The 23279-nt window shown below is 58.5% G+C and carries 24 protein-coding genes and 1 tRNA gene; 17 read left to right on the forward strand and 8 right to left on the reverse strand.

The window, feature by feature from the left end; translation table 11 throughout:
• Positions 1-19 precede the first annotated feature (19 nt).
• Positions 20-961, reverse strand: coding sequence for a CAF17-like 4Fe-4S cluster assembly/insertion protein YgfZ (ygfZ, locus tag ACZ9IM_RS05525; protein WP_427627714.1), 942 nt, complete (start codon positions 959-961; stop codon positions 20-22).
• Between the two features lie 148 nt (positions 962-1109).
• Between ygfZ and ACZ9IM_RS05530 the strand changes: the two genes are divergently transcribed.
• Complete coding sequence (locus ACZ9IM_RS05530; protein ID WP_007898624.1) at positions 1110-1364, forward strand: FAD assembly factor SdhE; 255 nt, start codon at positions 1110-1112, stop codon at positions 1362-1364.
• The gene (locus ACZ9IM_RS05535) at positions 1348-1800 is read left to right on the forward strand and encodes a protein YgfX (protein WP_427627712.1); all 453 of its coding nucleotides are present in this window, start codon (positions 1348-1350) and stop codon (positions 1798-1800) included. Before ACZ9IM_RS05530 ends, ACZ9IM_RS05535 begins: the two co-directional genes overlap by 17 nt.
• Here ACZ9IM_RS05535 and nadB read toward each other — a convergent pair.
• Positions 1769-3385: an L-aspartate oxidase gene (gene nadB, locus ACZ9IM_RS05540; RefSeq protein WP_008074472.1), complete on the reverse strand. Its 1617-nt coding sequence runs from the start codon at positions 3383-3385 to the stop codon at positions 1769-1771. The two genes, ACZ9IM_RS05535 and nadB, sit on opposite strands and share 32 nt — an antisense overlap.
• A 557-nt stretch (positions 3386-3942) precedes the next feature.
• Here nadB and rpoE point away from each other — a divergent pair.
• The 4 genes from rpoE to ACZ9IM_RS05560 all read left to right on the forward strand — a co-directional run bounded on the left by rpoE (position 3943) and on the right by ACZ9IM_RS05560 (position 7787).
• Positions 3943-4524 carry an RNA polymerase sigma factor RpoE/AlgU gene (gene rpoE / locus ACZ9IM_RS05545; RefSeq protein WP_003172477.1) on the forward strand — a complete coding sequence of 194 codons (582 nt, stop codon included), beginning with the start codon at positions 3943-3945 and terminating at the stop codon, positions 4522-4524.
• A 30-nt stretch (positions 4525-4554) separates the two neighbouring features.
• Positions 4555-5142: a sigma-E factor negative regulatory protein gene (locus ACZ9IM_RS05550; protein ID WP_007898648.1), complete on the forward strand. Its 588-nt coding sequence runs from the start codon at positions 4555-4557 to the stop codon at positions 5140-5142.
• Positions 5143-5150: 8 nt separating this feature from the next.
• On the forward strand, positions 5151-6113 hold the full coding sequence (locus ACZ9IM_RS05555; protein ID WP_427627709.1) for a MucB/RseB C-terminal domain-containing protein: 963 nt from the start codon (positions 5151-5153) through the stop codon (positions 6111-6113).
• Positions 6114-6356: 243 nt separating this feature from the next.
• Positions 6357-7787, forward strand: coding sequence for a DegQ family serine endoprotease (locus tag ACZ9IM_RS05560; protein ID WP_008014849.1), 1431 nt, complete (start codon positions 6357-6359; stop codon positions 7785-7787).
• A gap of 77 nt (positions 7788-7864) precedes the next feature.
• Here the strand turns inward: ACZ9IM_RS05560 and ACZ9IM_RS05565 are convergent, their stop codons facing one another.
• Positions 7865-9298 carry a M48 family metalloprotease gene (locus tag ACZ9IM_RS05565; RefSeq protein WP_008014851.1) on the reverse strand — a complete coding sequence of 478 codons (1434 nt, stop codon included), beginning with the start codon at positions 9296-9298 and terminating at the stop codon, positions 7865-7867.
• A gap of 97 nt (positions 9299-9395) precedes the next feature.
• Between ACZ9IM_RS05565 and ACZ9IM_RS05570 the strand changes: the two genes are divergently transcribed.
• Positions 9396-9635, forward strand: a complete 240-nt coding sequence (locus ACZ9IM_RS05570) for a sulfurtransferase TusA family protein (protein ID WP_008074470.1) — start codon at positions 9396-9398, stop codon at positions 9633-9635.
• Positions 9636-9666: 31 nt separating this feature from the next.
• Positions 9667-10737 carry an AI-2E family transporter gene (locus tag ACZ9IM_RS05575; RefSeq protein ID WP_008074469.1) on the forward strand — a complete coding sequence of 357 codons (1071 nt, stop codon included), beginning with the start codon at positions 9667-9669 and terminating at the stop codon, positions 10735-10737.
• 126 nt (positions 10738-10863) lie between these two features.
• Here the strand turns inward: ACZ9IM_RS05575 and ACZ9IM_RS05580 are convergent, their stop codons facing one another.
• Both ACZ9IM_RS05580 and ACZ9IM_RS05585 read right to left on the reverse strand, forming a co-directional pair.
• Positions 10864-11337 (reverse strand): peroxiredoxin, encoded by a 474-nt coding sequence (locus ACZ9IM_RS05580; protein ID WP_007898660.1) that lies wholly within the window; start codon positions 11335-11337, stop codon positions 10864-10866.
• 10 nt (positions 11338-11347) lie between these two features.
• Entirely contained in the window at positions 11348-11908 is a 561-nt protein-coding gene (locus ACZ9IM_RS05585; protein WP_007898662.1) for a glycine cleavage system transcriptional repressor, read from the reverse strand.
• 325 nt (positions 11909-12233) lie between these two features.
• On the opposite strand from ACZ9IM_RS05585, the gene dapA reads away from it, so the two are divergent.
• The 8 genes from dapA (at position 12234) to ACZ9IM_RS05625 (ending at position 17962) form a co-directional block, all read left to right on the forward strand.
• The gene (gene dapA / locus ACZ9IM_RS05590; RefSeq protein ID WP_007898664.1) at positions 12234-13112 is read left to right on the forward strand and encodes a 4-hydroxy-tetrahydrodipicolinate synthase; all 879 of its coding nucleotides are present in this window, start codon (positions 12234-12236) and stop codon (positions 13110-13112) included.
• 17 nt (positions 13113-13129) lie between these two features.
• A complete protein-coding gene (gene bamC / locus ACZ9IM_RS05595) occupies positions 13130-14245 on the forward strand; it encodes an outer membrane protein assembly factor BamC (protein WP_427627701.1) in 1116 nt (371 codons plus the stop codon).
• A gap of 4 nt (positions 14246-14249) precedes the next feature.
• The gene (locus ACZ9IM_RS05600; RefSeq protein WP_427627699.1) at positions 14250-15008 is read left to right on the forward strand and encodes an MBL fold metallo-hydrolase; all 759 of its coding nucleotides are present in this window, start codon (positions 14250-14252) and stop codon (positions 15006-15008) included.
• Positions 15009-15036: 28 nt separating this feature from the next.
• Positions 15037-15750, forward strand: a complete 714-nt coding sequence (purC, locus tag ACZ9IM_RS05605; RefSeq protein WP_007898671.1) for a phosphoribosylaminoimidazolesuccinocarboxamide synthase — start codon at positions 15037-15039, stop codon at positions 15748-15750.
• An 83-nt stretch (positions 15751-15833) separates the two neighbouring features.
• Positions 15834-15923, forward strand: a tRNA-Ser gene (locus ACZ9IM_RS05610).
• A 333-nt stretch (positions 15924-16256) separates the two neighbouring features.
• Positions 16257-16448, forward strand: coding sequence for a YegP family protein (locus ACZ9IM_RS05615; protein ID WP_008074435.1), 192 nt, complete (start codon positions 16257-16259; stop codon positions 16446-16448).
• 164 nt (positions 16449-16612) lie between these two features.
• Positions 16613-17539, forward strand: a complete 927-nt coding sequence (locus ACZ9IM_RS05620; protein ID WP_476223516.1) for a LysR family transcriptional regulator — start codon at positions 16613-16615, stop codon at positions 17537-17539.
• A gap of 57 nt (positions 17540-17596) precedes the next feature.
• The gene (locus ACZ9IM_RS05625; protein WP_476223517.1) at positions 17597-17962 is read left to right on the forward strand and encodes a 5-carboxymethyl-2-hydroxymuconate Delta-isomerase; all 366 of its coding nucleotides are present in this window, start codon (positions 17597-17599) and stop codon (positions 17960-17962) included.
• Between the two features lie 3 nt (positions 17963-17965).
• Here ACZ9IM_RS05625 and ACZ9IM_RS05630 read toward each other — a convergent pair whose 3' ends face one another.
• The 3 genes from ACZ9IM_RS05630 to ACZ9IM_RS05640 form a co-directional block, all read right to left on the reverse strand.
• Entirely contained in the window at positions 17966-18901 is a 936-nt protein-coding gene (locus ACZ9IM_RS05630) for a LysR family transcriptional regulator (RefSeq protein WP_476223518.1), read from the reverse strand.
• A gap of 147 nt (positions 18902-19048) precedes the next feature.
• Positions 19049-19996, reverse strand: coding sequence for a DMT family transporter (locus tag ACZ9IM_RS05635; protein WP_476223519.1), 948 nt, complete (start codon positions 19994-19996; stop codon positions 19049-19051).
• A gap of 15 nt (positions 19997-20011) precedes the next feature.
• Complete coding sequence (locus tag ACZ9IM_RS05640; protein WP_476223520.1) at positions 20012-21196, reverse strand: cyanate transporter; 1185 nt, start codon at positions 21194-21196, stop codon at positions 20012-20014.
• Between the two features lie 534 nt (positions 21197-21730).
• On the opposite strand from ACZ9IM_RS05640, the gene ACZ9IM_RS05645 reads away from it, so the two are divergent.
• On the forward strand, positions 21731-23113 hold the full coding sequence (locus ACZ9IM_RS05645; protein ID WP_476223521.1) for a glutamine synthetase family protein: 1383 nt from the start codon (positions 21731-21733) through the stop codon (positions 23111-23113).
• Positions 23114-23279 lie beyond the last annotated feature (166 nt).

Genomic DNA, 23279 nt, shown 5'->3' on the forward strand with positions numbered 1-23279 from the left:
ATTGCGACAAGTGCTGCTGTTAACGCTGGATTTCGCGATCACGATCCAGTTGGTAAGGCAGGTCGAGCAGATGCAGGCCCGGACCTTCGAGTGCGCCAAGGTGCAGGTTGCCATCTTCTGCAGCTTCGGCTTGCAGCACGGCAAGGAGTTCAATGTTTTGCCCGGTGCGGGCGGCCAGCACCACTTCACCGATCGAACTGCCGTGGGTCGGGGAGAACAGTTGGGTACCGGGCTCCGGTAATTCGCTGGCCTCCAGTTGCAGGCGATACAACCGGCGCTTGAGCTTGCCCAGGTATTGCATGCGCGCGACGATTTCCTGGCCGGTGTAGCAACCTTTCTTGAAACTCACACCACCGACGGCTTGCAGATTGAGCATCTGCGGGATGAACAGCTCGCGGGTGCTCGGCATGACCTGACCGATCCCGGCGCGGATCTGGCCCAGCAGCCATTGGTTCAATTCACCTTCGGCCAACAGAGCGGACAGCTTGCCCTTTATGGCGTCGGCTTGATCGGCGCGAACCCAGAGTTCAGCGCGGTTCGGCGAGACGCGAAGGGCGATCAGGCCGTCATTGCGCGCTACGCTGTCGGTTTCTGCCGGTAGTTCCAGGCCCAGACTGGTCAGTGCCGCATCGCCATGCTCAAGGCCAAAGCGAACCCAGAAGGCACTTTCATCGGTCAGTTTCGATTTGGAGAACACCGCGTACTTTTTCAGGTCCGCCAGTTGCGGCTCCAGCAGCTCGATGGCCATCGCCATGAGCACACCGTCGCCTTCCAGCAGAATGCGGAAACTCGACTGCATCCGGCCTTTCTGCGTGCAACGCGCGCCAAGGCTGGCCTGGGTGTCGCTCAGGTAATTAAGGTTGCAAGTCAATTGGCCTTGCAGGAATTTGCCGGCATCCGCGCCGCGTACCGCGAGAACGCCTTCGTGAGACAGGGTGCAGAAAAAAGCAGAATCGGCCATGGGTCATCGCAGGGTAAAGAGTCCGAGGGACATCATAAGGGGGCGCCCATGAAATGGGTAGTTCACAAAGGATCGATGGGGGCGACCAACGCCGACTGTTCGAGCGGGCCCGGGGCTGTATACTTGCCGCCTATTTGAGGAGCGCTCCATGGTCGAAGATGTTGAACTGAATCGCCTCTACTGGCACAGCCGCCGCGGCATGCTTGAGCTTGACGTGTTGCTGGTGCCGTTTGTGAAAGAGGTTTACCCGCACCTCAACGAGGTCGATCGCGCGTGCTACGTCAGGCTGCTCGAATGCGAAGATCAGGACATGTTCGGCTGGTTCATGGAGCGTGCCGAGTCGGAAGATCCGGAGCTTCAGCGCATGGTTCGCATGATCCTGGATCGTGTCCAGCCCAAGTAACGTGTTCGAATGCCGCTGGCATGCCTCACGGCAGTTGCTGGCGGCGTATCTTCTGGCCCAGCTGTTCGCGCTGGGTTCGTTGTTTCTTCTTTTCATACCGGTCTGGGCCAGTTTGCTCGGCGCTTTTTGCTGTCTGGCTCATGGCGTCTGGGCATTGCCGCGACAGATTTTGCTGACACACCCACAGGCGTTTCGCGGCTTGCGTCGCGATGCCGATGGTTGGCAGTTGTGGAATCAGGCGGTAGGTTGGCAGCCCGTGCAGCTGCGGCCGGACAGTCTGGCGTTGCCATTGATTGTGGTACTGCGTTTTCGTCTGCGCGATGAGCGACGGATCAGGGCGATCTGTGTGCCGCGCGATTCGCAGGCGGCGGATGTGCACCGACGCCTGCGGGTTCGGCTCAAGTTCAGTCGGCGTAGGTGGGCGGCACCAGAATAGTGTCCAGGGCGACCGGCAACATGTTCGGATAGTCGAGGGTGTAATGCAGGCCGCGACTTTCCTTGCGCTCCATGGCTGACCGGATCATCAGGTCTGCTACCTGAGCGAGGTTGCGCAGCTCGATCAAATCCCGGCTGACCTTATAGTTGCTGTAGAACTCGTCGATTTCGTCCAGCAACAGTTGCACTCGGTGTTGAGCCCGTTGCAGGCGCTTGTTGGTGCGCACGATGCCGACGTAGTCCCACATGAATCGCCGCAGTTCATCCCAGTTGTGCGCAATGATCACGTCTTCGTCCGAATCGGTGACCTGGCTCGCATCCCAAACGGGCAGGGCGGTTGGAATCGATACTTCTGGCAACTGCTCAAGAATGTCCGCCGCCGCCGAACGAGCGTAAACGAAACACTCCAGCAGCGAGTTGCTGGCCATGCGGTTGGCGCCATGCAGGCCGGTGAAGCTGGTTTCGCCAATCGCATACAGGCCCGGCACATCGGTGCGACCCCGCTGATCGACCATCACGCCACCGCAGGTGTAGTGCGCCGCCGGTACCACCGGGATCGGTTGCTTGGTGATATCGATGGAAAACTCCAGGCAGCGTTCATAAACCGTCGGGAAGTGCGTCTTGATGAAATCTTCGGGTTTGTGGCTGATATCCAGATAGACGCAGTCGATACCCAAGCGCTTCATCTCATGGTCGATGGCGCGGGCGACGATGTCCCGTGGTGCCAGCTCGGCCCGTGGGTCGAAACGCTGCATGAAGCGTTCACCATTGGGCAGCTTCAGATGGCCGCCTTCGCCGCGCAGGGCTTCGGTGATCAGGAAACTCTTGGCTTGTGGGTGATAAAGGCAGGTGGGGTGGAACTGGTTGAACTCCAGGTTTGCCACCCGGCAGCCCGAACGCCAGGCCATGGCGATACCATCACCGCAAGCACCGTCGGGGTTGCTGGTATAGAGGTAGACTTTTGCCGCGCCGCCCGAGGCAAGGATCACGAAGCGTGCGCCGTAGGTGTCGACTTCACCGGTGCCGCGGTTAAGCACATAGGCGCCGAGGCAACGGTCGCCTTCAAGGCCCAGGCGCTTTTCGGTGATCAGGTCGACCGCGACCCGCTGCTCCAGCAGTTCGATGTTGGGACGCTGCTTGGCCTGATCGAGCAGGGTCCTGAAGATCGCTGCGCCCGTTGCGTCAGCTGCGTGGATGATGCGCCGATGGCTGTGACCGCCTTCGCGGGTCAGGTGAAACTCGAAACCACCGTCTTCGGTGCCGGACTGTTCATCGCGGGTAAAAGGCACGCCTTGGTCGATCAGCCATTGAATCGCCTCTCTGCTGTGCTCGACCGTAAAGCGCACAGCGTCTTCATGGCACAGGCCACCGCCGGCGTTGAGGGTGTCATCGACATGGGATTCGACAGTGTCGGTGTCATCCAGAACGGCAGCGACACCGCCCTGGGCCCAGAAAGTTGAGCCATTGGCGAGGTCGCCTTTGCTCAATACGGCGATGCGCAAATGACCGGGCAAGGTCAGCGCAAGGCTCAAGCCGGCAGCACCGCTGCCAATTACCAGAACATCGTGTTGAAACTGTTGGCTCATTTCAGGATTCCGCTCAAAGCGACCCGGGTCGGGGTTGGCGCAAGACAGCTGGATCGGCGAGTCAAGACAGCCACACAGCCCACTAGTATATAGAGGGGGGGAGCGGCACAATAGCCGGGCCAGCATGGCATTGTGAAACTACTGTGACGGAAAAGGCTGGACACTTCGTCGGAAGTTTTTTTGATGGCTTCGGCGACAAGAGGACTGTATCGCGGATTTAACAGTCTTTTTCTCTTCACGGTTGCACAATGTCGGTTTCGGGCAGCTATAAATATGGAACTTTTGCCAAAGGCCCAAGATCAATAGACGGTTGCCTGAAACAAGGGACAGCGTCGGCTTCGGTGCAGGACTTGCGATTGGGTCCTTGCTGATGAATCCGATGACAAGATTATTCGCGCAGCCGGGTTATCCCGCGCTGCGCTTTTCGTGCGTGCCAAATCAGAGCCCGCAGGAAACTTGCTTGGAGGGGGAGAACTTTTGCGAAAAGCCCGAGTCTATGTTTGCAAGTCTGGTCGTTCAGTAATGCAAGCCTCCTTCGAGCTTATCGAGGAGTGTTCATGCTAACCCAGGAAGAGGATCAGCAGCTGGTCGAGCGCGTTCAACGCGGCGACAAGCGAGCTTTCGATCTGCTAGTGCTGAAATACCAGCACAAAATTCTCGGGTTGATCGTGCGGTTCGTGCACGACACCCATGAAGCCCAGGATGTCGCACAGGAAGCCTTTATCAAGGCATACCGTGCACTTGGTAATTTTCGCGGAGACAGCGCGTTTTATACGTGGCTTTACCGCATCGCCATCAACACGGCGAAAAACTATCTGGTTTCACGCGGCCGCCGGCCGCCGGATAGCGATGTCAGTTCCGAGGATGCAGAGTTCTACGACGGCGATCATGGCCTCAAGGATCTCGAGTCGCCAGAACGTGCATTGCTGCGGGATGAGATCGAAGGCACCGTCCATCGAACCATTCAGCAACTGCCAGAAGATTTGCGTACGGCTTTAACTTTACGTGAATTCGATGGTCTGAGTTACGAGGACATTGCCAGCGTCATGCAGTGTCCGGTGGGTACCGTGCGCTCCCGGATTTTCCGCGCCCGGGAAGCCATCGATAAAGCCCTGCAGCCGTTGTTGCAGGAAAACTGAGACAGCGGCGACAGCCAAGAGAGGAACGCCATGAGTCGTGAAGCCCTGCAGGAATCGCTGTCCGCAGTGATGGATAACGAAGCGGACGAATTGGAATTGCGTCGGGTGTTGAATGCCTTCGACGATGTTGAAACCCGCGATACCTGGGCTCGTTACCAGATCGCTCGGGCAGTTATGCACAAAGATTTGTTGCTTCCTCGTCTGGACATCGCTGCGGCAGTCTCTGCTGCGCTGGCTGACGAAGCCGTACCGGCAAAAGCTTCTCGCGGTCCATGGCGCAGCCTGGGTCGTCTGGCAGTTGCTGCTTCGGTGACCGTTGCCGTGCTGGCAGGTGTTCGTCTGTATAACCAGGACGAGATCGCCGGTGTCGAGTTGGCCCAGCAATCCAGTCAACCGGGTCTGACCGCTCCTCAGGTCAAGGGTCCCGCTGTATTGGCAGGCTACAATGAGAGTTCGGAAGCCACTGGCCCTATGGCCAACGGCGTATTGCAAGGTCAGCCAGGCTGGCACGATCAGCGTCTGCCAGGTTACTTGCGCCAACATGCTCAACAGGCTGCATTGAAAGGTACTGAGAGCGCTCTGCCTTACGCTCGTGCAGCAAGTCTGGAAAACCGTTAAGGAGGATCATGCGCGCCATACCTCTACTTACGCTTCTGCTCAGCGGCTGGTTTGTTGTTCCAGCCCACGCCGATGAAGCCCAGGACTGGCTGAAGCGTCTGGGACAGGCGGAGCAAACGCAGAGCTTCCACGGTACTTTCGTCTACGAGCGTAACGGTAGTTTCTCTACCCATAACATCTGGCATCGCGTCCAGGATGGCAAGGTCCGCGAGCGTTTACTCCAGCTCGACGGCTCGGCACAGGAAGTCGTGCGCATTGATGGGCATACTCAATGCGTGAGCGGCACCCTGATAGCAGGGCTGGGGGACTCACCCAACTCCACCGCTCGTGCACTCGATCCACAAAAGCTAAAGAATTGGTATGACCTTGCCGTCATTGGCAAGTCGCGTGTGGCCGGGCGTGCGGCGGTGATCGTGTCGTTAAAGCCTCGCGATCAGCATCGTTACGGTTTTGAGCTGCATCTGGACAAGGAAACCGGTTTGCCGTTGAAGTCATTGTTGCTCAATGACAAAGGGCAACTGCTGGAGCGGTTCCAGTTCACCCGACTGGACACTGCCGAGATGCCTTCCGACAGCGATTTGCAGCCAGGTTCTGACTGCAAAACCATTACCCTCGACAGTGACAAGGCTTCCGCCGTCAAAACTGCGCAGGTCTGGCATTCGGACTGGTTACCGCCAGGTTTCGAGCTGACCAGCAGTACCTCTCACAAGGACCCGGAGACCAAAGCCCAGGTCAACAGTCTGATGTTCGACGACGGTCTGGCCCGATTCTCGGTATTCCTTGAGCCGTTGAATGGCGCAACAGTCACTGATACGCGTACCCAGCTGGGGCCAACCGTTGCTGTCTCCCGGCGATTGACTACACCGCAAGGCGAGATGATGGTGACCGTTGTCGGTGAAATACCGATTGGCACCGCCGAACGGATTGCGCTGTCTATGCGCAACGATGCCGCGGCTACCAGCAAGCAGTGAGCTGATCAGCCTCGCCCATCTGGGGCTGGTTGGAGCGGGGATCGGTAATGGCTGTCGCGCCATTAATGTCTCGAAATGTTTTGCCGAGCATTTTCATTTGCAAATATCCCGAAAATTTTTTATAGGTCAGAGCCCCCTCGGCTCTGGCCTTGTTTGTTGTTCCCGGAACAAAAATACCGGCGTATCGTTTCCGGTGTTCCTTGCTCCATATCGCTTAACCATGCTCGTCGTAACGGGAGCCGTATGTCGATACCACGCTTGAAGTCTTATCTCTCCATTTTTGCCACCGTGCTAGTGCTCGGTCAGGCGGTCGCTGCGCAAGCGGTCGAGTTGCCTGACTTCACGCAGTTGGTCGAGCAAGCCTCGCCCGCGGTGGTTAACATCAGTACTACCCAGAAGTTGCCGGACCGTAAGGTGTCCAGCGAACAAATGCCTGACCTTGAAGGCTTGCCGCCGATGCTGCGCGAGTTCTTTGAACGGGGCATGCCGCAGCAGCCGCGTTCCCCTCGTGGCGATCGTCAGCGTGAAGCGCAATCCCTGGGCTCGGGCTTTATCATTTCGTCCGACGGTTACATCCTGACCAACAACCATGTGATTGCCGATGCCGACGAGATTCTCGTGCGCCTCGCCGATCGCAGTGAGTTGAAGGCCAAGCTGATCGGTACCGATCCGCGCTCCGACGTTGCTTTGCTGAAAATCGAAGGCAAGGACCTGCCGGTTCTGAAGCTTGGCAAGTCGCAGGACCTGAAAGCTGGTCAGTGGGTCGTGGCCATCGGTTCGCCGTTCGGTTTTGATCACACGGTGACCCAAGGTATCGTCAGCGCCATCGGCCGTAGCCTGCCAAACGAAAACTATGTGCCGTTCATCCAGACCGACGTGCCGATCAACCCGGGCAACTCCGGTGGTCCGCTGTTCAACCTGGCCGGTGAAGTGGTCGGCATCAACTCTCAGATCTATACCCGTTCCGGCGGCTTCATGGGCGTGTCGTTCGCGATCCCTATCGATGTGGCGATGGACGTTTCCAATCAGCTGAAAAGCGGCGGTAAAGTCAGTCGTGGCTGGTTGGGGGTAGTGATCCAGGAAGTGAACAAGGATCTGGCCGAGTCGTTCGGTCTCGAGAAGCCGGCCGGTGCGCTGGTGGCTCAGATCCAGGATGATGGTCCGGCTGCGAAGGGTGGTCTGCAAGTGGGCGACGTGATCCTCAGCATGAACGGTCAACCGATCGTCATGTCCGCCGATCTGCCGCACCTGGTAGGCGCGCTGAAGGCTGGCTCGAAAGCCGATCTTGAAGTGATCCGCGAAGGCAAACGCAAGAACGTCGAGCTGACCGTCGGCGCTATCCCTGAGGAAGGCAAAGAGCTGGAAGCCCTGCCTAAATCCAGCGTCGAGCGCAGCAGCAATCGCCTGGGTGTTTCCGTGGCCGAGTTGACCGAAGAGCAGAAGAAAACCCTCGACCTCAAGGGTGGCGTGGTTATCAAGGAAGTTCAGGATGGCCCTGCTGCCCTGATCGGCTTGCAGCCGGGCGATGTGATCACTCACCTGAATAACCAGGCAATCGGCTCCTCCAAGGAATTCACGGACATTGCCAAGGCACTGCCGAAGAACCGCTCGGTGTCGATGCGGGTTCTGCGTCAAGGTCGCGCCAGCTTCATCACCTTCAAACTTGCTGAGTAAACCGGTTGTCGGCTGAATAAAAAACCGCCTCGAAAGAGGCGGTTTTTTTGTACCTGGATTTTTTGTTTCTGAAGCGGTCAGCCCATCATGTCCTTGACCATGCGTTCCTGCTCCATCAACTCACGTTGCCGTGCGTCGATCCGCGATGACAGCGGGAAGTTGCTGCCAGCTTTGCGCTTGGCGAAGTCCAGTTGCTGGATTGCCTGGCGATAGTCGCCCACCAGCGCAAAGTACTCCGCACGAGCCTGATGCAGGCCGATGATGTTGCCCGACAGGCCACGAGTCTCGGCCACCATGTACCAGACGTCCGGATCATCGGGTCGGCTCTTGAGCAGGGTTTCCAGCGCTTTTTCCGCATCGCTCGCTCGGTTCTGCTTGAGCAGCAGGTCGACGCGCACCTGATTCAGCGGGTAGTTGCCGGGGTATTGAGTGAGCATCCGGTCGACCCGAGATTGAGCATCGGGCAGACGATTATTGGTGATGTCCAGATCGACCTGCGCCAGGTTGTAGATGATCTCGTTCGGCGATTTGGCCAGCAGCAGCTTGAGGTTCTCCCGAGCCTCATTTAGCTGGCCACCCTTGATCTGGGCGATTGCCAAGCCATAGCGCGCGACATCGTTTTTCGGGTTTTCATCGAGTTGGGCCCGAAAGCGCTTGGCGCCCAGGCCTGGGGTTTCTTCGTAGATCAGTTGCACGCGCGCCCGAATCAGCTGGTAACGCATGCTGTCTTCGATACCGCCCGGTTTGGCCTGTTCGGCGCGGTTACGGGTGTCGGCGATCCGCGATTCGGTTACCGGGTGAGTCAGCAGGAATTCTGGTGGCTTAGCGTCGAAGCGGTACTGGCGCATCAGCCGTTCGAACATGGTCGGCATCGAGCGCGGGTCGTAGCCGGCCTTTTCCAGATTCATGATGCCGATACGGTCGGCTTCCTGTTCATTCTGGCGCGAGAAGCGTCGTTGCTCCTGAATCGCCGCCGCCTGAGTACCGGCAATGGCTGCGATCCCGGCATCGCCTGCACCGGCCGCGGCAATCACGATGCCAGCCAGCAGTGCTGCCATCATGGGCACTTGCATGCGTTGCGACGCTTCGACACCGCGGGCGAAGTGACGCTGCGACAAGTGAGCCAGTTCGTGGGCCATTACCGAAGCATATTCGCCCTCGGTCTGGGCATTGAGGAACAAGCCACCGTTGACGCCGACGATTCCGCCCGGCGCAGCAAAAGCGTTGAGCTGCGGGCTGTTGATCAGGATGAACTCCAGGCGCCGGTCATTGACCTGGCTGGTTTCTACCAAGCGGTAGACGCTGGATTCGACGTAATCCTTGAGCTGCGGATCGTTGAGCTGCGACACCTGACTGCGCAACAGCGCCAGCCAGGCACGGCCCAATTGGTGTTCCTGTTGCGGCGAGACGATGGCAGAACTGGCGTCACCAAGTGACGGCAAGTCGTCGGCGAAGCCCGGTGAGGCGAGCAGGCAAGCGAGCGTCAGCAGGGTAGGGCGCAAAAAAGTCATGCACAAAGCCTTAGTCGACAAAGACCTTACTGTAGCCGGACACTACGCTTGGGACCAGATATTCTAAGCGGCTTAACCCCCGCCCCGGAGTGATTCAATGACTGACACAGTAACCCACGACGCCGAACTGGACGCCAGCGGTCTGAATTGCCCGTTGCCGTTGCTCAAAGCCAAACTGGAGCTCAACCGACTGGCCAGCGGTGCGGTACTCAAGGTGATCGCCACCGATGCAGGTTCCCAGCGCGACTTTCGCACCTTTGCCCGATTGGCCGGTCATACGCTGCTTCGTGAAGAAGATGAGGCGGGTGTTTACCGCTATTGGTTGAAAAAAGCCTGAAACCTGCTGCGTTCGTTTCTAAGGATTATTGATGTTCAAGGTGTTACGCGACTGGATTCAGCGCTACTTCTCGGATGAAGAAGCCGTGGTGCTGGCGGTGCTGCTGTTTCTGGCATTTACCGCGGTGCTCACCCTGGGTGGAATGCTCGCGCCCGTACTGGCCGGTATGGTGCTGGCGTATCTGATGCAGGGGCTGGTAGTGACCCTCGAGCGCCTGCGCGTGCCGGGTGGCGCGGCGGTGGGGCTGGTTTTCGCGTTATTCATGGGGTTGTTGCTGGTTTTTATCATCATCGTGGTACCACTGCTCTGGCACCAATTGATCACGCTGTTCAACGAATTGCCCGGCATGCTCGCCAAGTGGCAGTCGCTGCTGTTGCTGCTGCCCGAGCGCTATCCGCATCTGGTGTCGGATGAGCAAGTGCTGCAGGCGATCGAAGTGGCGCGAGGTGAGATCGGCAAGTTCGGCCAGTGGGCGCTGACATTCTCGTTGTCGAGCCTGCCGCTGCTGGTGAACATCATGATCTACCTGGTGCTGGTGCCGATCCTGGTGTTCTTCTTTCTCAAGGACCGGGAGATGATCGGCCAGTGGGTCCGCGGTTATCTGCCGCGCGAGCGGGCGCTGATTACCCGGGTCGCCCAGGAAATGAATCGGCAGATCGCCAATTACATTCGTGGCAAGGTCATCGAAATCTTCATTTGCGGTGGCGTGACTTACATCGCCTTCGTGGCGCTGGGGCTCAACTATTCGGCGCTGCTGGCGTTGCTGGTGGGTGTGTCGGTGGTGGTGCCTTACGTCGGGGCGGTGGTGGTGACCGTGCCAGTGCTGCTGATTGCACTATTCCAGTGGGGCTGGAGCGATCAGTTCATCTATTTGATGGCGGTCTACGGGATCATCCAGACACTGGACGGCAACGTGTTGGTGCCACTGCTGTTCTCGGAAGCGGTCAACCTGCACCCGGTGGCGATCATTTGCGCGGTGCTGTTGTTTGGTGGGTTGTGGGGCTTTTGGGGGGTGTTCTTTGCGATTCCCCTGGCGACGCTGTTCAAGGCTGTGCTGGATGCCTGGCCGCGCAAGGAACCTGTGGTGGCGCCGCTGCTTTAACGGTCAGTACTGGTTATGCGGTGAGGCTGATGGCCCCATCCCGAGCAGGCTCGGTCCCACAAAGTTTGCGCAAATCCTGTGGGAGCGAGCCTGCTCGCGATGGCGTCCGAACAGGCACTAGATGAATCAGGCCTTGTTCAGCGCCTGAGCAGCAGCCAAAACCGCATCCACATGCCCCGGTACCTTCACGCCGCGCCATTCCTGACGCAGCACGCCGTTCTTGTCGATCAGGAACGTGCTGCGATCAACGCCCATGTATTCCTTGCCGTAGAGCTTCTTCAGCTTGATCACGTCGAACAGCTGGCACAGCGCTTCTTCCTTGTCACTGATCAGCTCGAAGGTGAAAGCCTGTTTGGCTTTGAAGTTTTCATGGGATTTCAGGCTGTCGCGAGACACGCCGAAGACTTCAGTATTGGCGGCTTTAAAGGCGTCAAGCTGATCACGAAAACCCTGACCCTGGGTGGTGCAGCCCGGCGTGCTGTCCTTCGGATAGAAGTAAATCACCACTTGCTTGCCTTTGAGGCCCGCGAGGCTGACGGATTGCCCGCTGGTGGCGGGTGCTTCGAAGTCGGCAACCGGTTGGTCGATGGCTACGGCCATGAAAGCTTCCTTACATTGGGTTTTGTGGGCGCCACGGTTCAATCAGTGCGTCCAGGTTCATGGCGTCGGCGAAATCCAGGAACTGGTCACGCAACCAGCTGATCTGGGTGCCGGCCGGCAAGGTCACGGTAAACGTGGCGTTAAGCATGGTGCCGCCTGTCTGCGGGGCCTGATAGGTGTCGCAGGTCAGGTTCTCCAGTTCGACGTTGTGATCCATGAAGAACTGGCACAGCTCGTTGATAATGTCCGGGCGGTAGGCCGAGCTGACGTAGGCAACGTATGGCAGGGCCTGGGGACGGTTCTCCAGGGCAGCGCTGCGGACTACGTTAACGGTAAAGGCATGCCGTTTGGCCAGCACTGGCAGGCTGCCTTCGAGGCGCGCCAGGGCGTCCCAGCTGCCCGAGATTTCAAGGATCAACGCACTGCATTCGCCATGACGCGTCAGGCGAGAGGTGACCACGGCGCAGCGGTTTTCATGGCTGGCGCGGCACAGGACGTTAGTCAGCTCCATGGGGTTGGCGCCGAGGGCACTGATGACAAGGAATTGTTCGCGAACTGTGGGGGTGGACATGCAGCATTCCTAAAGCGATGAGCGGTCGATACTTTTATGGGCTTTTTTACCGGGACGAGCCTGCGGATGCGAATTCAGAAAACCCGGCCGAAGGTTGCGACGTGCTCCAGAGTGGCGAGAGCGAGGGGTGGCAACGCTGGATCGGGGCTTGTGATGCCGAAAATGGAGGCTGGAACGCGGCGTACGAGCTTATCAGTACCGATCAAAGTCTGAAGGGTAGCGAAAAGCAGCGCCAAGGGGAATGGCAGCAGCGCAGTACTTCGCTTGTACAAGCATCTTGGCGCCAGTACCATTACCGCTCTCTTTTTCCGGCAGGAGCGGTTGCATGATTGCGGGCAGTATGGTGGCACTGGTCACACCCATGGATGCACAGGGTCGTCTCGACTGGGACAGCCTGAGCAAACTGGTGGACTTCCACCTGCAAGAGGGCACCAACGCCATCGTGGCGGTCGGCACTACAGGTGAGTCGGCCACGCTTGACGTGAACGAACACATCGAAGTGATTCGTCGCGTGGTTGCCCAGGTTGCAGGGCGTATTCCGGTGATCGCCGGTACGGGCGCCAATTCGACGCGCGAAGCGATCGAACTGACCACCAACGCGAAGAACGCCGGCGCCGACGCGTGCCTGCTGGTAACCCCTTATTACAACAAGCCGACGCAAGAAGGCCTGTACCAGCACTTCAAGGCCATCGCCGAAGCCGTCGACATCCCGCAGATCCTTTACAACGTGCCGGGCCGTACCGCCTGCGACATGCAGGCCGAGACGGTGATCCGCCTGTCGACCGTGAAGAACATCATCGGCATCAAGGAAGCCACGGGCGACCTGCAGCGCGCCAAGGACATCCTGGCCGGCGTGAGCAGCGACTTCCTGGTGTATTCCGGTGACGACGCGACCGCGGTCGAGCTGATGCTGCTCGGCGGCAAGGGCAATATTTCGGTGACCGCCAACGTCGCACCGCGCGCCATGAGCGAGTTGTGTGCCGCGGCCATGGCCGGTGATGCCGTCAAAGCCCGGGCGATCCACGAAAAGCTGATGCCGCTCAATAAAACCCTGTTTATCGAATCCAACCCTATCCCCGTGAAATGGGCACTGCATGAAATGGGCTTGATGCCGGACGGTATCCGTCTGCCGCTCACCTGGCTCAGCGCTGCCTGTCACGAACCGCTGCGGCAGGCCATGCGCCAGTCCGGCGTCCTGGTTTAATTGAGGAAGTACTACGCATGAAGCGATTGGCCGGACTTTCCGCACTTGCCTTGATTATCTCCAGCACCAGTGGCTGCGGATGGATCTGGGGCCCGGAAGGTTATTTCCGTGACCGTGGTAGCGACTACCTGGAAGCGCAACAGACTGCACCGATGCAACTGCCACCGGACGTCAGCACCGCCAAGCGTCTGGATCCGCTGTTGCCGATCCCGCGCAACGTGGCTGACGACACCGCCAAGGGCGAATACATCGTGCCTCGTCCGCAGCCGCTGTCGGCCGCGGCTGATGCCAGCGACTACACCCTGCAGAAGAGCGGCGATTCGCGTTGGGTCATGGCCCAGCACCCACCGGCCGAAGTCTGGCCCGTGGCCGTGCAGTTCTTCCAGGACAACGGTTTCCGTCTGGACGAGCAACGCCCGCAAACTGGCGAATTCACCACCACCTGGCAGCGTTCCGACGAACTGTCCGCAGCAATGGCCAAGCGCTTGAGCGCAGCCGGTGTCGGCGCCGACAGTGAAAGCCGTGTGCGGGTGCGTATCGAACCAGGCGTGCAGCGCAACACCAGTGAAGTCTACGTGGTCAGCGCCGAGCGTCCTGCCGGCAGCACCGCCAATGTGGATTTCACCAATCGTTCGGTTAACACCGGCCTGGACGCAGCACTGGTCGACGACATGCTGGCAAGCATGAGCCGCACCTCGGAGAAGGGCGGTTCGGTCTCCATGCTGGCCTCTCGTGATTTCGATACGCCAAGTCGTGTCAGCCTGACCGAAGATGGCAGCGGCAACCCGGTGCTCAACGTCGGTTCCGATCTGGATCGTGCCTGGTCGAGTGTCGGTCGTGCGCTGGAGCAGGGCGAATGGCGTGTTGAAGACATCAACCGCAGCCTGGGCCTGTACTACATCAACCTCGCCGAAAAAGCCGAGAAGAAGGACGAGAAGCCAGGTTTCTTCGGCAGTCTGTTCGGCAGCAAGCCGGACAAGGAAGAAGTTGAAGCCCGCGCCGAGCGTTATCAGGTTCGCCTGAGCAAGGTTGGCGAGAACGTGCAAGTCACCGTCGAGAAAAACATCAACACCGTGGCGCCAGCAGAAGTGGCGCGCAAAGTGTTGAGCGTGATTCAGGACAACCTGGGCTGATCACATGCGTTTTGCCGTTCTCGGCAGCGGTAGCCAAGGGAACGGCACGCTGATAGCCAGCGACGACACGTATGTGCTGGTGGATTGTGGTTTCTCCCTGCGGGAAACCGAAAAACGCCTACTGCGACTGGGTGTGAACCCTTCGCAGCTGAGCGCGATACTCGTGACCCACGAACATGCCGACCACGTGCATGGCGTGGGTTTGCTGTCTCGGCGTTACAATCTGCCTGTCTACCTCAGTCGCGGGACCCTGCGCGGGATGCGCAAACCGATTGAACCCGCAGGCTTTCTGGCTGGCGGCGAGCAACTGCAAATCGGTAACCTGAGCATCGGCGTCATTGCCGTGGCCCATGATGCACAGGAGCCGACGCAGTATGTCTTCAGCGACGGTCAGCGGCGTTTCGGCTTGTTGACCGACCTGGGCTCATATTGCAACAAGGTGCTGGACGGCTATCGGGACCTCGATGCATTGATGATCGAGTCCAATCATTGCCGTGACTTGCTGGCTCGCGGTCACTACCCGTACTTTCTCAAGCAGCGGGTGGGCGGTGAATTGGGACATTTGAACAACCATCAGGCGGCATTCCTGGTGGCCGAGTTGGGCTGGCAAGGCCTGCAACACCTGGTCCTGGCCCATCTGAGCAGCAAGAACAACCTGCCGCAGCTGGCCCGGCAATGTTTTGTCGACACCCTCGGGTGCGACCCGGACTGGCTGCAACTGGCCGATCAAGATTCAGGGCTCGACTGGCGACACATCGCCTAGCCCACCTACTTAGCAAGCGGAGCCCATCATGGAAAAACGTGAAGAACTCTACCGCGGCAAAGCCAAATCGGTTTACAAGACCGACGACGCTGACCGCTTGATCCTGCTGTTTCGCAACGACACCTCGGCGTTCGACGGCAAGCGCATCGAGCAGCTCGACCGCAAAGGCATGGTGAACAACAAGTTCAACGCCTTCATCATGCAGAAACTCGAAGCAGCCGGCGTGCCGACTCAATTCGACAAACTGCTGGGCGACAACGAATGCCTGGTGAAGAAGCTCGACATGATCCCGGTTGAGTGCGTCGTGCGTAACTACGCCGCCGGCAGCCTGGTCAAACGCCTGGGCGTTGAAGAGGGCATGAAGCTCAACCCTTACACCTTCGAACTGTTCCTGAAGGACGACGCCAAGGGCGACCCGTTCATCAACGAATCCCACGTCGTGGCATTCGGTTGGGGCACCGCCGAGCAACTGGTTCGCATGAAAGAACTGTCGCTCAAGGTCAACGAAGTCCTGAGCAAACTGTTCGACGACGCCGGCCTGCTGCTGGTCGACTTCAAGCTGGAATTCGGCGTTTTCTCCGACGGCTCCATCGTCCTGGGCGACGAGTTCAGCCCGGACGGCTGCCGCCTGTGGGACAAGGCCACCGGCAAGAAAATGGACAAGGACCGCTTCCGTCAGGGCCTCGGTGACGTCATCGAAGCTTACGAAGAAGTCGCCAATCGTCTGGGCGTACCGCTGTAATCGACGCAAGCATCTGATAGCACGGAAAAATTTCGCTTAGGGGGTTCGCTTCCGGCAAAAGTGTTGTTATGATGCGCGCCGTTGGAGAGATGCCAGAGTGGCCGAATGGGACGGATTCGAAATCCGTTGTACCTTCACCGGTACCTAGGGTTCGAATCCCTATCTCTCCGCCATTACATAGAAAAAGCCCCGTAGATGAAAATCTACGGGGCTTTTTCGTTTACGCGGATTTTTCCGACTGGCCACTTTCACTGCATTTGCCTCAGGTTTTCAGCGTCGGATAAATCAGCTCAACAGCGTAAGAAAAATATGCCTGTTCCCAAGAAAAGTACCTCCGCTGAGTCGCTTTAATTACCACCCCCTGTATTTGTTGATCGCTTCGTGAATCAAGAAGTTATCTTCGAAATATCCCCTCACATTGAAAGACATTGCCGCAAAAATTCCTCATCTACTCTGGTTCTGCAGGTCACTGACCTGTCGTAATCAGCAGTCGCAAGGAGCGATCAATGTATTTTGAGATTTACAGGCAAACCCGTGGTATCGCACAAACTGGCAAGGGCCAATGGCGCTGGCGTTTGCGGGCGGGGAACCATGAAACGATTGCCAGTGGGGAGGCTTACGTCAACAAGTCTGATTGCGTGCATGCCATCAGTTTGATCAAAGGGACTCATGATCAGACCCCGGTCAAGGAGATATAGACTCCAGGGCGGTGAAGCTGCTCAGTCAGAGCAGCTTCTTTTTTTTTCCGAACGCTCGTATAAGTGCCGCGGATTTTTAGGGATCGGGTCATTTGCCAACCTGCATAGACGCCGATCGCAAGACCTCCCTAAACTGTCCGCCGTCTGGGATCGGGGGGTAATGGATGAATCGCAATGAACTGCGCAAGGCCGACATCAACCTGATGGTGGTGTTCGAGACATTGATGCTCGAACGCAACGTCACACGGGCGGCGGAGAAACTGTTCCTCGGTCAGCCGACCATCAGTGCGGCGCTGAACCGCTTGCGGACGATGTTCAACGATCCGCTGTTCATTCGGGTCGGACATCGCATGGAGCCGACGGCGCGGGCCGAGGAGATTATTCAGCACCTGTCACCGGCGTTGGACTCGCTGTCGGTGGCCTTGAGCCTGACCCATGATTTTGATCCGCTCAGCAGCACCATGACGTTTCGCATCGGGCTGTCGGACGATGTCGAGTTCGGCCTGTTGCCGCCATTGCTGCGTGCTTTGCGCCAGGAAGCGCCGAAGGTGGTGTTTGTGGTTCAGCATGTCGACTACTGGCGCATTCCCGACCTGCTGGCGTCTGGTGATATCACCGTTGGTATCAGCCAGACCCGCGGCCTGCCGGCCAACGCCAAGCGCAAATTGTTGCGACACATCCAGCCCAGTATTTTGCGCGCAGACGCCTCGGACACACCGCTGACCCTTGATGAATATTGCTCGCGGCCGCACGTGCTGGTGTCCCATACCGCGAATGTCAGTGGCTACGCCGATGAATGGCTGGCGGAGATCGGTCGTACACGCCAGGTAGTGCTGTCCGTTCCGCAGTACAGCTCGTTGCCGGCCTTGCTTGCCGGCACCGATCTGATCGCCAGCCTGCCGGATTACACGGCCGAGGCGATGGCCGCGTCCGGCCAACTGTTCAAGGAGCCGTTTCCGTTCAAGACGCCGACCCTGGACCTGTCCATGGTCTGGCTCAGTCATGTCGACAGCGATCCGGCCGAACGCTGGCTGCGCTCGCGTCTGGAGGCGTTCATGAGTGAGCGTGCGACTCTTGCGCCGTCCCAGTGAGTAGGGCGGCTCTGTGTTATATGTACGACCTTTCTACCAATCTTCAGGAGCCCCGTTATGCCCCACCTGCACATGGAATACACCGCCAACTTGCCCGAGTTGAATGCCGATGTGGCGTTGATGCGACTCAACAACGCGCTGGTCGCGTCCGGCCAGTTCGGTGCTGAGTTCGATATCAAGTCTCGTGCAGTGAAGGTCGAGACTTTCAAGGTGGGCACGGCACTGGGCGAGCGGGCGTTCGTGCATGTGAAGCTGGCGCTGTTGAGCGGTCGTTCGCCGGAGATCAAAAAGCAGTTGTCTGAAAGCCTGCTGGCCGTGGTGCAGGATGTGTGTGAGTGGCCGGCAGAAGTTGAGGTCCAGCTGTGTGTTGAAATCCTCGATATCGATCGAGAGTCCTACACCAAGACCGCCATCGGCCACTGAGTTTCAGGCCATTTCCTGCTCGGCGCAGGCTTTGATCACTTGCTCGCGTAGCCAGGTGTTGGCGCTGTCCTGATCGACGCTTTGACTCCACTGCATGTCCAGGGTGAAGCCCGGCAAGCCGTTGGGCGCTTCGCAGTGATTGAAGATTGCCTCGTTGGCCAGCAATTGCTGGATGCGTCGAGGCAAGGTCAGGATGAAATCGGTGCCGGTGATCATCTTCAGCGCCGCGCTATAACTGTTGGATCGCGCGACTATCTGTCGTTTGTGGGCCTGTTGAGCAAGCCAACCGTCGACCATATTGGTGGTAGATGTCCAAGGCGTCGGGAACACATGCCGGCGTTGAGTGAACGCTTGCAGGCTCAAGCGCGGTTCCAGCGGCGTGGCGCGTTTGTCGAAGACGCAGACCAAGTCATCTTCCAGCAGCCTCCTGGAGTTGAAATCGGTGTGGCTGCGATGAAAATTCGGGCCGAAACAGATCACCAGGTCGAGGCTGCCGTCGCGCAGTTCTTCGGCCGGGATGTCGGTTTCGAACTTGTGCATGTTGACCATCACTGGCAGGTCGGCAAAATCGAAGCTCTTCAACAGGCGCGGCAGGATCAACTGCTCGAAGTACTCCGGCGCGCAGATATTGAAGGTGACCGGTTGCAAGGTCGGGTCGAAGGTCGGTATCCCGGCGTGACACAGGTTGATGCTTTCGAGGATTTTCAGCACATGGGTATGCATGGTGCTGGCTTTGTAGGTGGGGCGCATACCCATACGGGTATTGATGAATAATTCGTCTTCGAAACTGGTGCGCAGTTTTTTCAGGCAGTAACTCACGGTGGACTGACTGACGCAGAGCGCCTCCGACACACCGGTGACGCTGCTTTGCTCATACACGGCGACAAACACCATGAGGTCCTGCATATCGAGCTTTCTAAGCAAGTTACTGTTCAGCATCCGTTCTGTCTCGCTGTGCTCCTTGCGCTGACTGTGCGCAAACGTGTGCGAACGATCCTAACGGAACGATGGTGCCAAGAGAATGCCTTGTAGGATTTTTCATGGTCAGTTGTGGGACAGAAAATGTTGCGAACACGACCTATGAATTCAATCTCTTGAAAGCTGGCCAGAGGCCTTTAACGCTGATGGCTGCGCGGGGATCGCGTCGCGGCTGGATATTAGCAGCGCCAACATGCCGATGCACACCAGTAATGCGCCGATGATTTCCAGGGCTAGTGGTGACTCGCGTAGCCAGAACCAGTGGAACAGCGTGATGAACAGAGTGCTCAGGTAGATGTAGGAAATGACCGAGGAAGGGGCGATGACGCCAATCGCTCGATGCAGTAGCCAGAAGGTCGCCAGCGTGGCGAACAGTGCCAGGTACATCAACCACCAAAGATCGCTCGCGGTCAGTAACGAAGCCGATCGCCAGCCGCCGCTGAACCCACAGAACGCCAATAGAAACAGCGCACCAAACAGCATATTCCAGAAGGTCATGCCCACCGGGCCGCGACCCTTGAGGCTATTGGTCTTGAGCCGTTGACTCAGGGGCGAGTAGAGCGCCATCGCCAAACAACCGATCCCGTACACCGATAGCGCATACAACGACGGCAGCTCATCGGGGCCAGCACCTTTTAACACCAGCAGCACGGCACCCGCTGCGGCAGTCAGCATGGGCAATACGCGCTTTTTCAGGCTGCTGTCGGGCATCAGGAAGGCTTCGAACAGCAGCGTCAGCAACGGCACCAGAGTGAACATCGTTCCGGTGTTGACCGCCGAGGTGTAGCGCAGTGCTTCGAACAATGAGCCGAAATACAGCGCCAGCAGCATACCGAGTACAGCGTGGCTGAGCAGTCCCTGGATGTTCATGGCGGTATCGCCCTTGAACAGTAGCAGGGGCAAAAATACCAGGGCGCAAAACAGCAAGCGCAAACCGGTCAGCAGAATCGGGTCGATGGCCTGGCTGACCTGGGCTGCCGCGGAAAACGAGACGGCAATCAACAGTGCCCAGAGCAGCATGCCGACGTGAGCCGCAGCAAAACCTGTGCGTTTCATGATGGGGTTTCCGGGTCAGTGAATGTGTTTGGCGTAATGCCGCGGATCGAAGCGCAGAGCCATCAGAATCATCAACGCCATAACGCCGGTCAGTGACCACCAGGCCCATTCGAAACTGCCCAGCTGATCGCGAATTATCCCGGCCATCAGCGGCGAGAGGCCGGCAATCAGGTAACCGATGCCCTGCACGAAGGCAGTCAGCCCGCCCGCGCGCTGGGGATTGTCCAGATGATCCAGCGACACGATCAGACTCATCGGGAACAGCCCGCCGATGCCCAGTCCGAGCAGGCAGGGCCACAGCAGGCTCAGGTGTTGCGGGCTCAGAATCAGCCCGCAGAAACCGGCCATGATCAGCGTCAGTAACACCACCAGCACCAGGCGCCGGTCTCGGCTGCGGTTGGCGATGGCGGGAACCAATAGACCCGACAACACTTCCATGGCCGTCAAAAAGCCCAGCAACAAACCGGCCTGTTGTTCGCTCCAGCCTTTTTCCACGTAGTACGGCGCCAGCCAGGCCAGCACACAGGTGTAGGACGCCGTACCGAGACCGAAGAAGATTGCGAGTAGCCAGGCGCGGGAATGGGTGAAAAAGGATTCTTTGCCTGACGATTTGGCATCCCGCGCAGGCATTCCCGAGCGTTGAGCGCACCAGAACAGCAATGCCAACAGCGCCAGCGCCGCCCAGATCGCCAAACCCACTCGCCAACTGTCGGTGCGGGTCATCACCAGCGGCGCAAACGACGCGGCGATTGCCGCGCCGCCCATGATCGACGTCACGTAGAGGCCCATGCACACGGAAACGTTGTCGCTGAAACGGGACTTGATCAGGGTGGGCATTATCGCCTGGATCAACGCAATGCCGATGCCAGCCAACACGGCACTCAAGATGAGTTCCGCCGCAGAATCGAGGAACAGCCGCGACACCGTGGCCAGGCCGATGATCAGCAGCGACAGCACCACGGTGCGTTGCTCGCCCAGCCGCTGACTGACACCGATACCGAAGAACATCGCCAGTCCCATGGCCATGACTGGCAACATTGTCAGGAGCGAGGCCAGGCTGAAACTCAGCGGGATATCACCGCGGATGGCTGATAGCAAAGGACCGACAGCGGCCATGGATGGACGCAGGTTCAGGGCGACAAGAATGATGCCGAACATCAGCCAGAAGGCAGGGCGGGAGGTTGCGCGAACGTTTTCCATAATCGGACCTTCAAAAACAAGGAGCCGATTAGGCGCGCGAGCCCCGGAGGCCGCAAATCAGAAAGTCTGGAGCGGTATTTAAAAATTAAATAGCTTGATGCAACACAGGTCCAATGTGGGAGCGGGCTTGCTCGCGAAAGCGGAGTGTCAGTCAATAGAAATGTCGGATGTGACGGCCCCTTCGCGAGCAAGCCCGCTCCCACAGGGGATGGAGTGTTCGGTAGATTTTGTTCACTTAAGGTATTTAGTGAATGTTTAGCCAATCCATACCCAAGGTTCTTCAAATCCCGATTTAACGACTTAACCACCCGTGTGACGCTGCTGGTCATCTGTTTACTGCGGTCTTCTCTATGGACGGTCGTCCGGTCGCACTCCCTTCCGAACTGGCCTTCTGGGCATTGTGGCACTGCCGCCACGCCCGCCCGCCGGATTCTTGCCTGTCCCGCTGATTGTTCTGACAGGTCCCGCGCTGTGCGCCGGGATCAAACCGGCGGCGCCTGTGCGTTTGCCTGACGCGGATAGACGAGAATTCCCATGAGCTGTGCCACGACATCCTTCGCCACGAAAGAAGAAGCCCTGTCCTTCCTGGAACACAATCCGGATATCGAGATGTTCGAGCTGTTCATCCTCGACAACAACGGTGTGCCACGGGGCAAGTTGCTGCATCGCGATGAACTGCTGGCGGTGTACGAGAGCGGGCGGCCGCTGCCGAGTACCATTCTGGGCCTGACCATCAATGGCGATGACGTGGAAAATTCCGGGCTGGTCTGGGACGTCGGTGATATCGATTGCCGGGCTTACCCGATCAGCGGCAGTTTGCAGCGTATGCCGTGGCGATTGATTCCCACGGCGGCGGTGCAGGTCAGCATGCATCCAAAAGAGGGCATGCCCGCGACCATCGCCGACCCACGGCACCTGCTGGCCAAGGTCATCGAAGGCTTGCAGGCCGACGGTTATTACCCGGTGATGGCGGCGGAGCTGGAGTTCTATTTGCTGGATCAGCAGCGCGACAGCAACGGTCGGCCGCAGCCGGCGCGGGATGTCGATGGTGGGCGGCCACGCTCCACGCAGGTCTATGGCTTACGTGAGCTTGAGCAAATAGAGCCGTTTCTGGCCGACCTTTACAGCGCCTGCAAACTGCAGGGCATTCCGGCGCGCACGGCAATCTCCGAATACGCGCCAGGGCAGGTGGAAATCACCCTCGAACACCGCACCGATGCTTTGCAGGCGATGGACGAAGCGGTGCGCTACAAACGATTGGTCAAGGGCGTGGCCCACAAGCATGGGATGGCGGCCTGTTTCATGGCCAAGCCTTTTGATGATCTGGCCGGCACCGGCATGCACATGCACGTCAGCCTGGCGGACAAGGAGGGCAATAACCTGTTCGCCAGCGAAGCCCCGGACGGTACGCCGCTGCTTAAACAAGCGGTCGGCGGAATGCTCAGCACGTTGCTGGATTCGTTGCTGCTGTTCTGTCCGAATGCCAACTCGTATCGTCGTTTCCAGACCAATAGCTACGCACCACTGGCGGCCACCTGGGGCGTGGACAATCGCACCGTGAGTTTGCGAGTGCCCGGCGGGCCGGCATTCTCCCGGCATATCGAGCACCGCATCTGTGGTGCCGACGCCAACCCGTACCTGGCGGCTGCGGCGATCCTGGCCGGGATTCATCGCGGCATCCGCGAGCAGCTTGACCCTGGAGCACCCGTGGAGGGCAACGGGTACGCCCAGGCTACGGAATTGCTGCCCACCGACTGGTTGACCACGTTGCGAGCGCTGGAGGCGTCGAACTGGGCGCGGGAGGCATTCGGCAGTGAGTTTCTTGGTGTGTATCTGGCGGTGAAACGTGCCGAATACCGGCAGTTCATGGGTGAAGTCGGTGAGCAGGATTGGCGCTGGTATCTGCATCAGGCCTGAAACGAGTCTGCATTATTGAAATTGAAAGTTTGAGCCTGATGCCATGAGCCAACTAATCGTTGGCTTCTTTTTCACGAAAAATTGATGGTTGGCTGCCTAAGATTTGTGTTGTCGCGGTAAATGAAATTTTCACATTTGCCGCGGGCACTTCTTCCAGGAACAGCCG

This window comes from Pseudomonas sp. TE12508, from assembly GCF_056279485.1.

Excerpts from the sequence above, each read along its gene's own strand:
- ygfZ (WP_427627714.1), bottom strand. The coding sequence starts at position 961 with ATGGCCGATTCTGCTTTTTTCTGCACCCTGTCTCACGAAGGCGTTCTC.
- ACZ9IM_RS05530 (WP_007898624.1), top strand. The coding sequence starts at position 1,110 with ATGGTCGAAGATGTTGAACTGAATCGCCTCTACTGGCACAGCCGCCGC.
- nadB (WP_008074472.1), bottom strand. The coding sequence starts at position 3,385 with ATGAGCCAACAGTTTCAACACGATGTTCTGGTAATTGGCAGCGGTGCT.
- rpoE (WP_003172477.1), top strand. The coding sequence starts at position 3,943 with ATGCTAACCCAGGAAGAGGATCAGCAGCTGGTCGAGCGCGTTCAACGC.
- ACZ9IM_RS05550 (WP_007898648.1), top strand. The coding sequence starts at position 4,555 with ATGAGTCGTGAAGCCCTGCAGGAATCGCTGTCCGCAGTGATGGATAAC.
- ACZ9IM_RS05555 (WP_427627709.1), top strand. The coding sequence starts at position 5,151 with ATGCGCGCCATACCTCTACTTACGCTTCTGCTCAGCGGCTGGTTTGTT.
- ACZ9IM_RS05560 (WP_008014849.1), top strand. The coding sequence starts at position 6,357 with ATGTCGATACCACGCTTGAAGTCTTATCTCTCCATTTTTGCCACCGTG.
- ACZ9IM_RS05565 (WP_008014851.1), bottom strand. The coding sequence starts at position 9,298 with ATGACTTTTTTGCGCCCTACCCTGCTGACGCTCGCTTGCCTGCTCGCC.
- ACZ9IM_RS05570 (WP_008074470.1), top strand. The coding sequence starts at position 9,396 with ATGACTGACACAGTAACCCACGACGCCGAACTGGACGCCAGCGGTCTG.
- ACZ9IM_RS05575 (WP_008074469.1), top strand. The coding sequence starts at position 9,667 with ATGTTCAAGGTGTTACGCGACTGGATTCAGCGCTACTTCTCGGATGAA.
- ACZ9IM_RS05580 (WP_007898660.1), bottom strand. The coding sequence starts at position 11,337 with ATGGCCGTAGCCATCGACCAACCGGTTGCCGACTTCGAAGCACCCGCC.
- ACZ9IM_RS05585 (WP_007898662.1), bottom strand. The coding sequence starts at position 11,908 with ATGTCCACCCCCACAGTTCGCGAACAATTCCTTGTCATCAGTGCCCTC.
- dapA (WP_007898664.1), top strand. The coding sequence starts at position 12,234 with ATGATTGCGGGCAGTATGGTGGCACTGGTCACACCCATGGATGCACAG.
- bamC (WP_427627701.1), top strand. The coding sequence starts at position 13,130 with ATGAAGCGATTGGCCGGACTTTCCGCACTTGCCTTGATTATCTCCAGC.
- ACZ9IM_RS05600 (WP_427627699.1), top strand. The coding sequence starts at position 14,250 with ATGCGTTTTGCCGTTCTCGGCAGCGGTAGCCAAGGGAACGGCACGCTG.
- purC (WP_007898671.1), top strand. The coding sequence starts at position 15,037 with ATGGAAAAACGTGAAGAACTCTACCGCGGCAAAGCCAAATCGGTTTAC.
- ACZ9IM_RS05615 (WP_008074435.1), top strand. The coding sequence starts at position 16,257 with ATGTATTTTGAGATTTACAGGCAAACCCGTGGTATCGCACAAACTGGC.
- ACZ9IM_RS05620 (WP_476223516.1), top strand. The coding sequence starts at position 16,613 with ATGAATCGCAATGAACTGCGCAAGGCCGACATCAACCTGATGGTGGTG.
- ACZ9IM_RS05625 (WP_476223517.1), top strand. The coding sequence starts at position 17,597 with ATGCCCCACCTGCACATGGAATACACCGCCAACTTGCCCGAGTTGAAT.
- ACZ9IM_RS05630 (WP_476223518.1), bottom strand. The coding sequence starts at position 18,901 with ATGCTGAACAGTAACTTGCTTAGAAAGCTCGATATGCAGGACCTCATG.
- ACZ9IM_RS05635 (WP_476223519.1), bottom strand. The coding sequence starts at position 19,996 with ATGAAACGCACAGGTTTTGCTGCGGCTCACGTCGGCATGCTGCTCTGG.
- ACZ9IM_RS05640 (WP_476223520.1), bottom strand. The coding sequence starts at position 21,196 with ATGGAAAACGTTCGCGCAACCTCCCGCCCTGCCTTCTGGCTGATGTTC.
- ACZ9IM_RS05645 (WP_476223521.1), top strand. The coding sequence starts at position 21,731 with ATGAGCTGTGCCACGACATCCTTCGCCACGAAAGAAGAAGCCCTGTCC.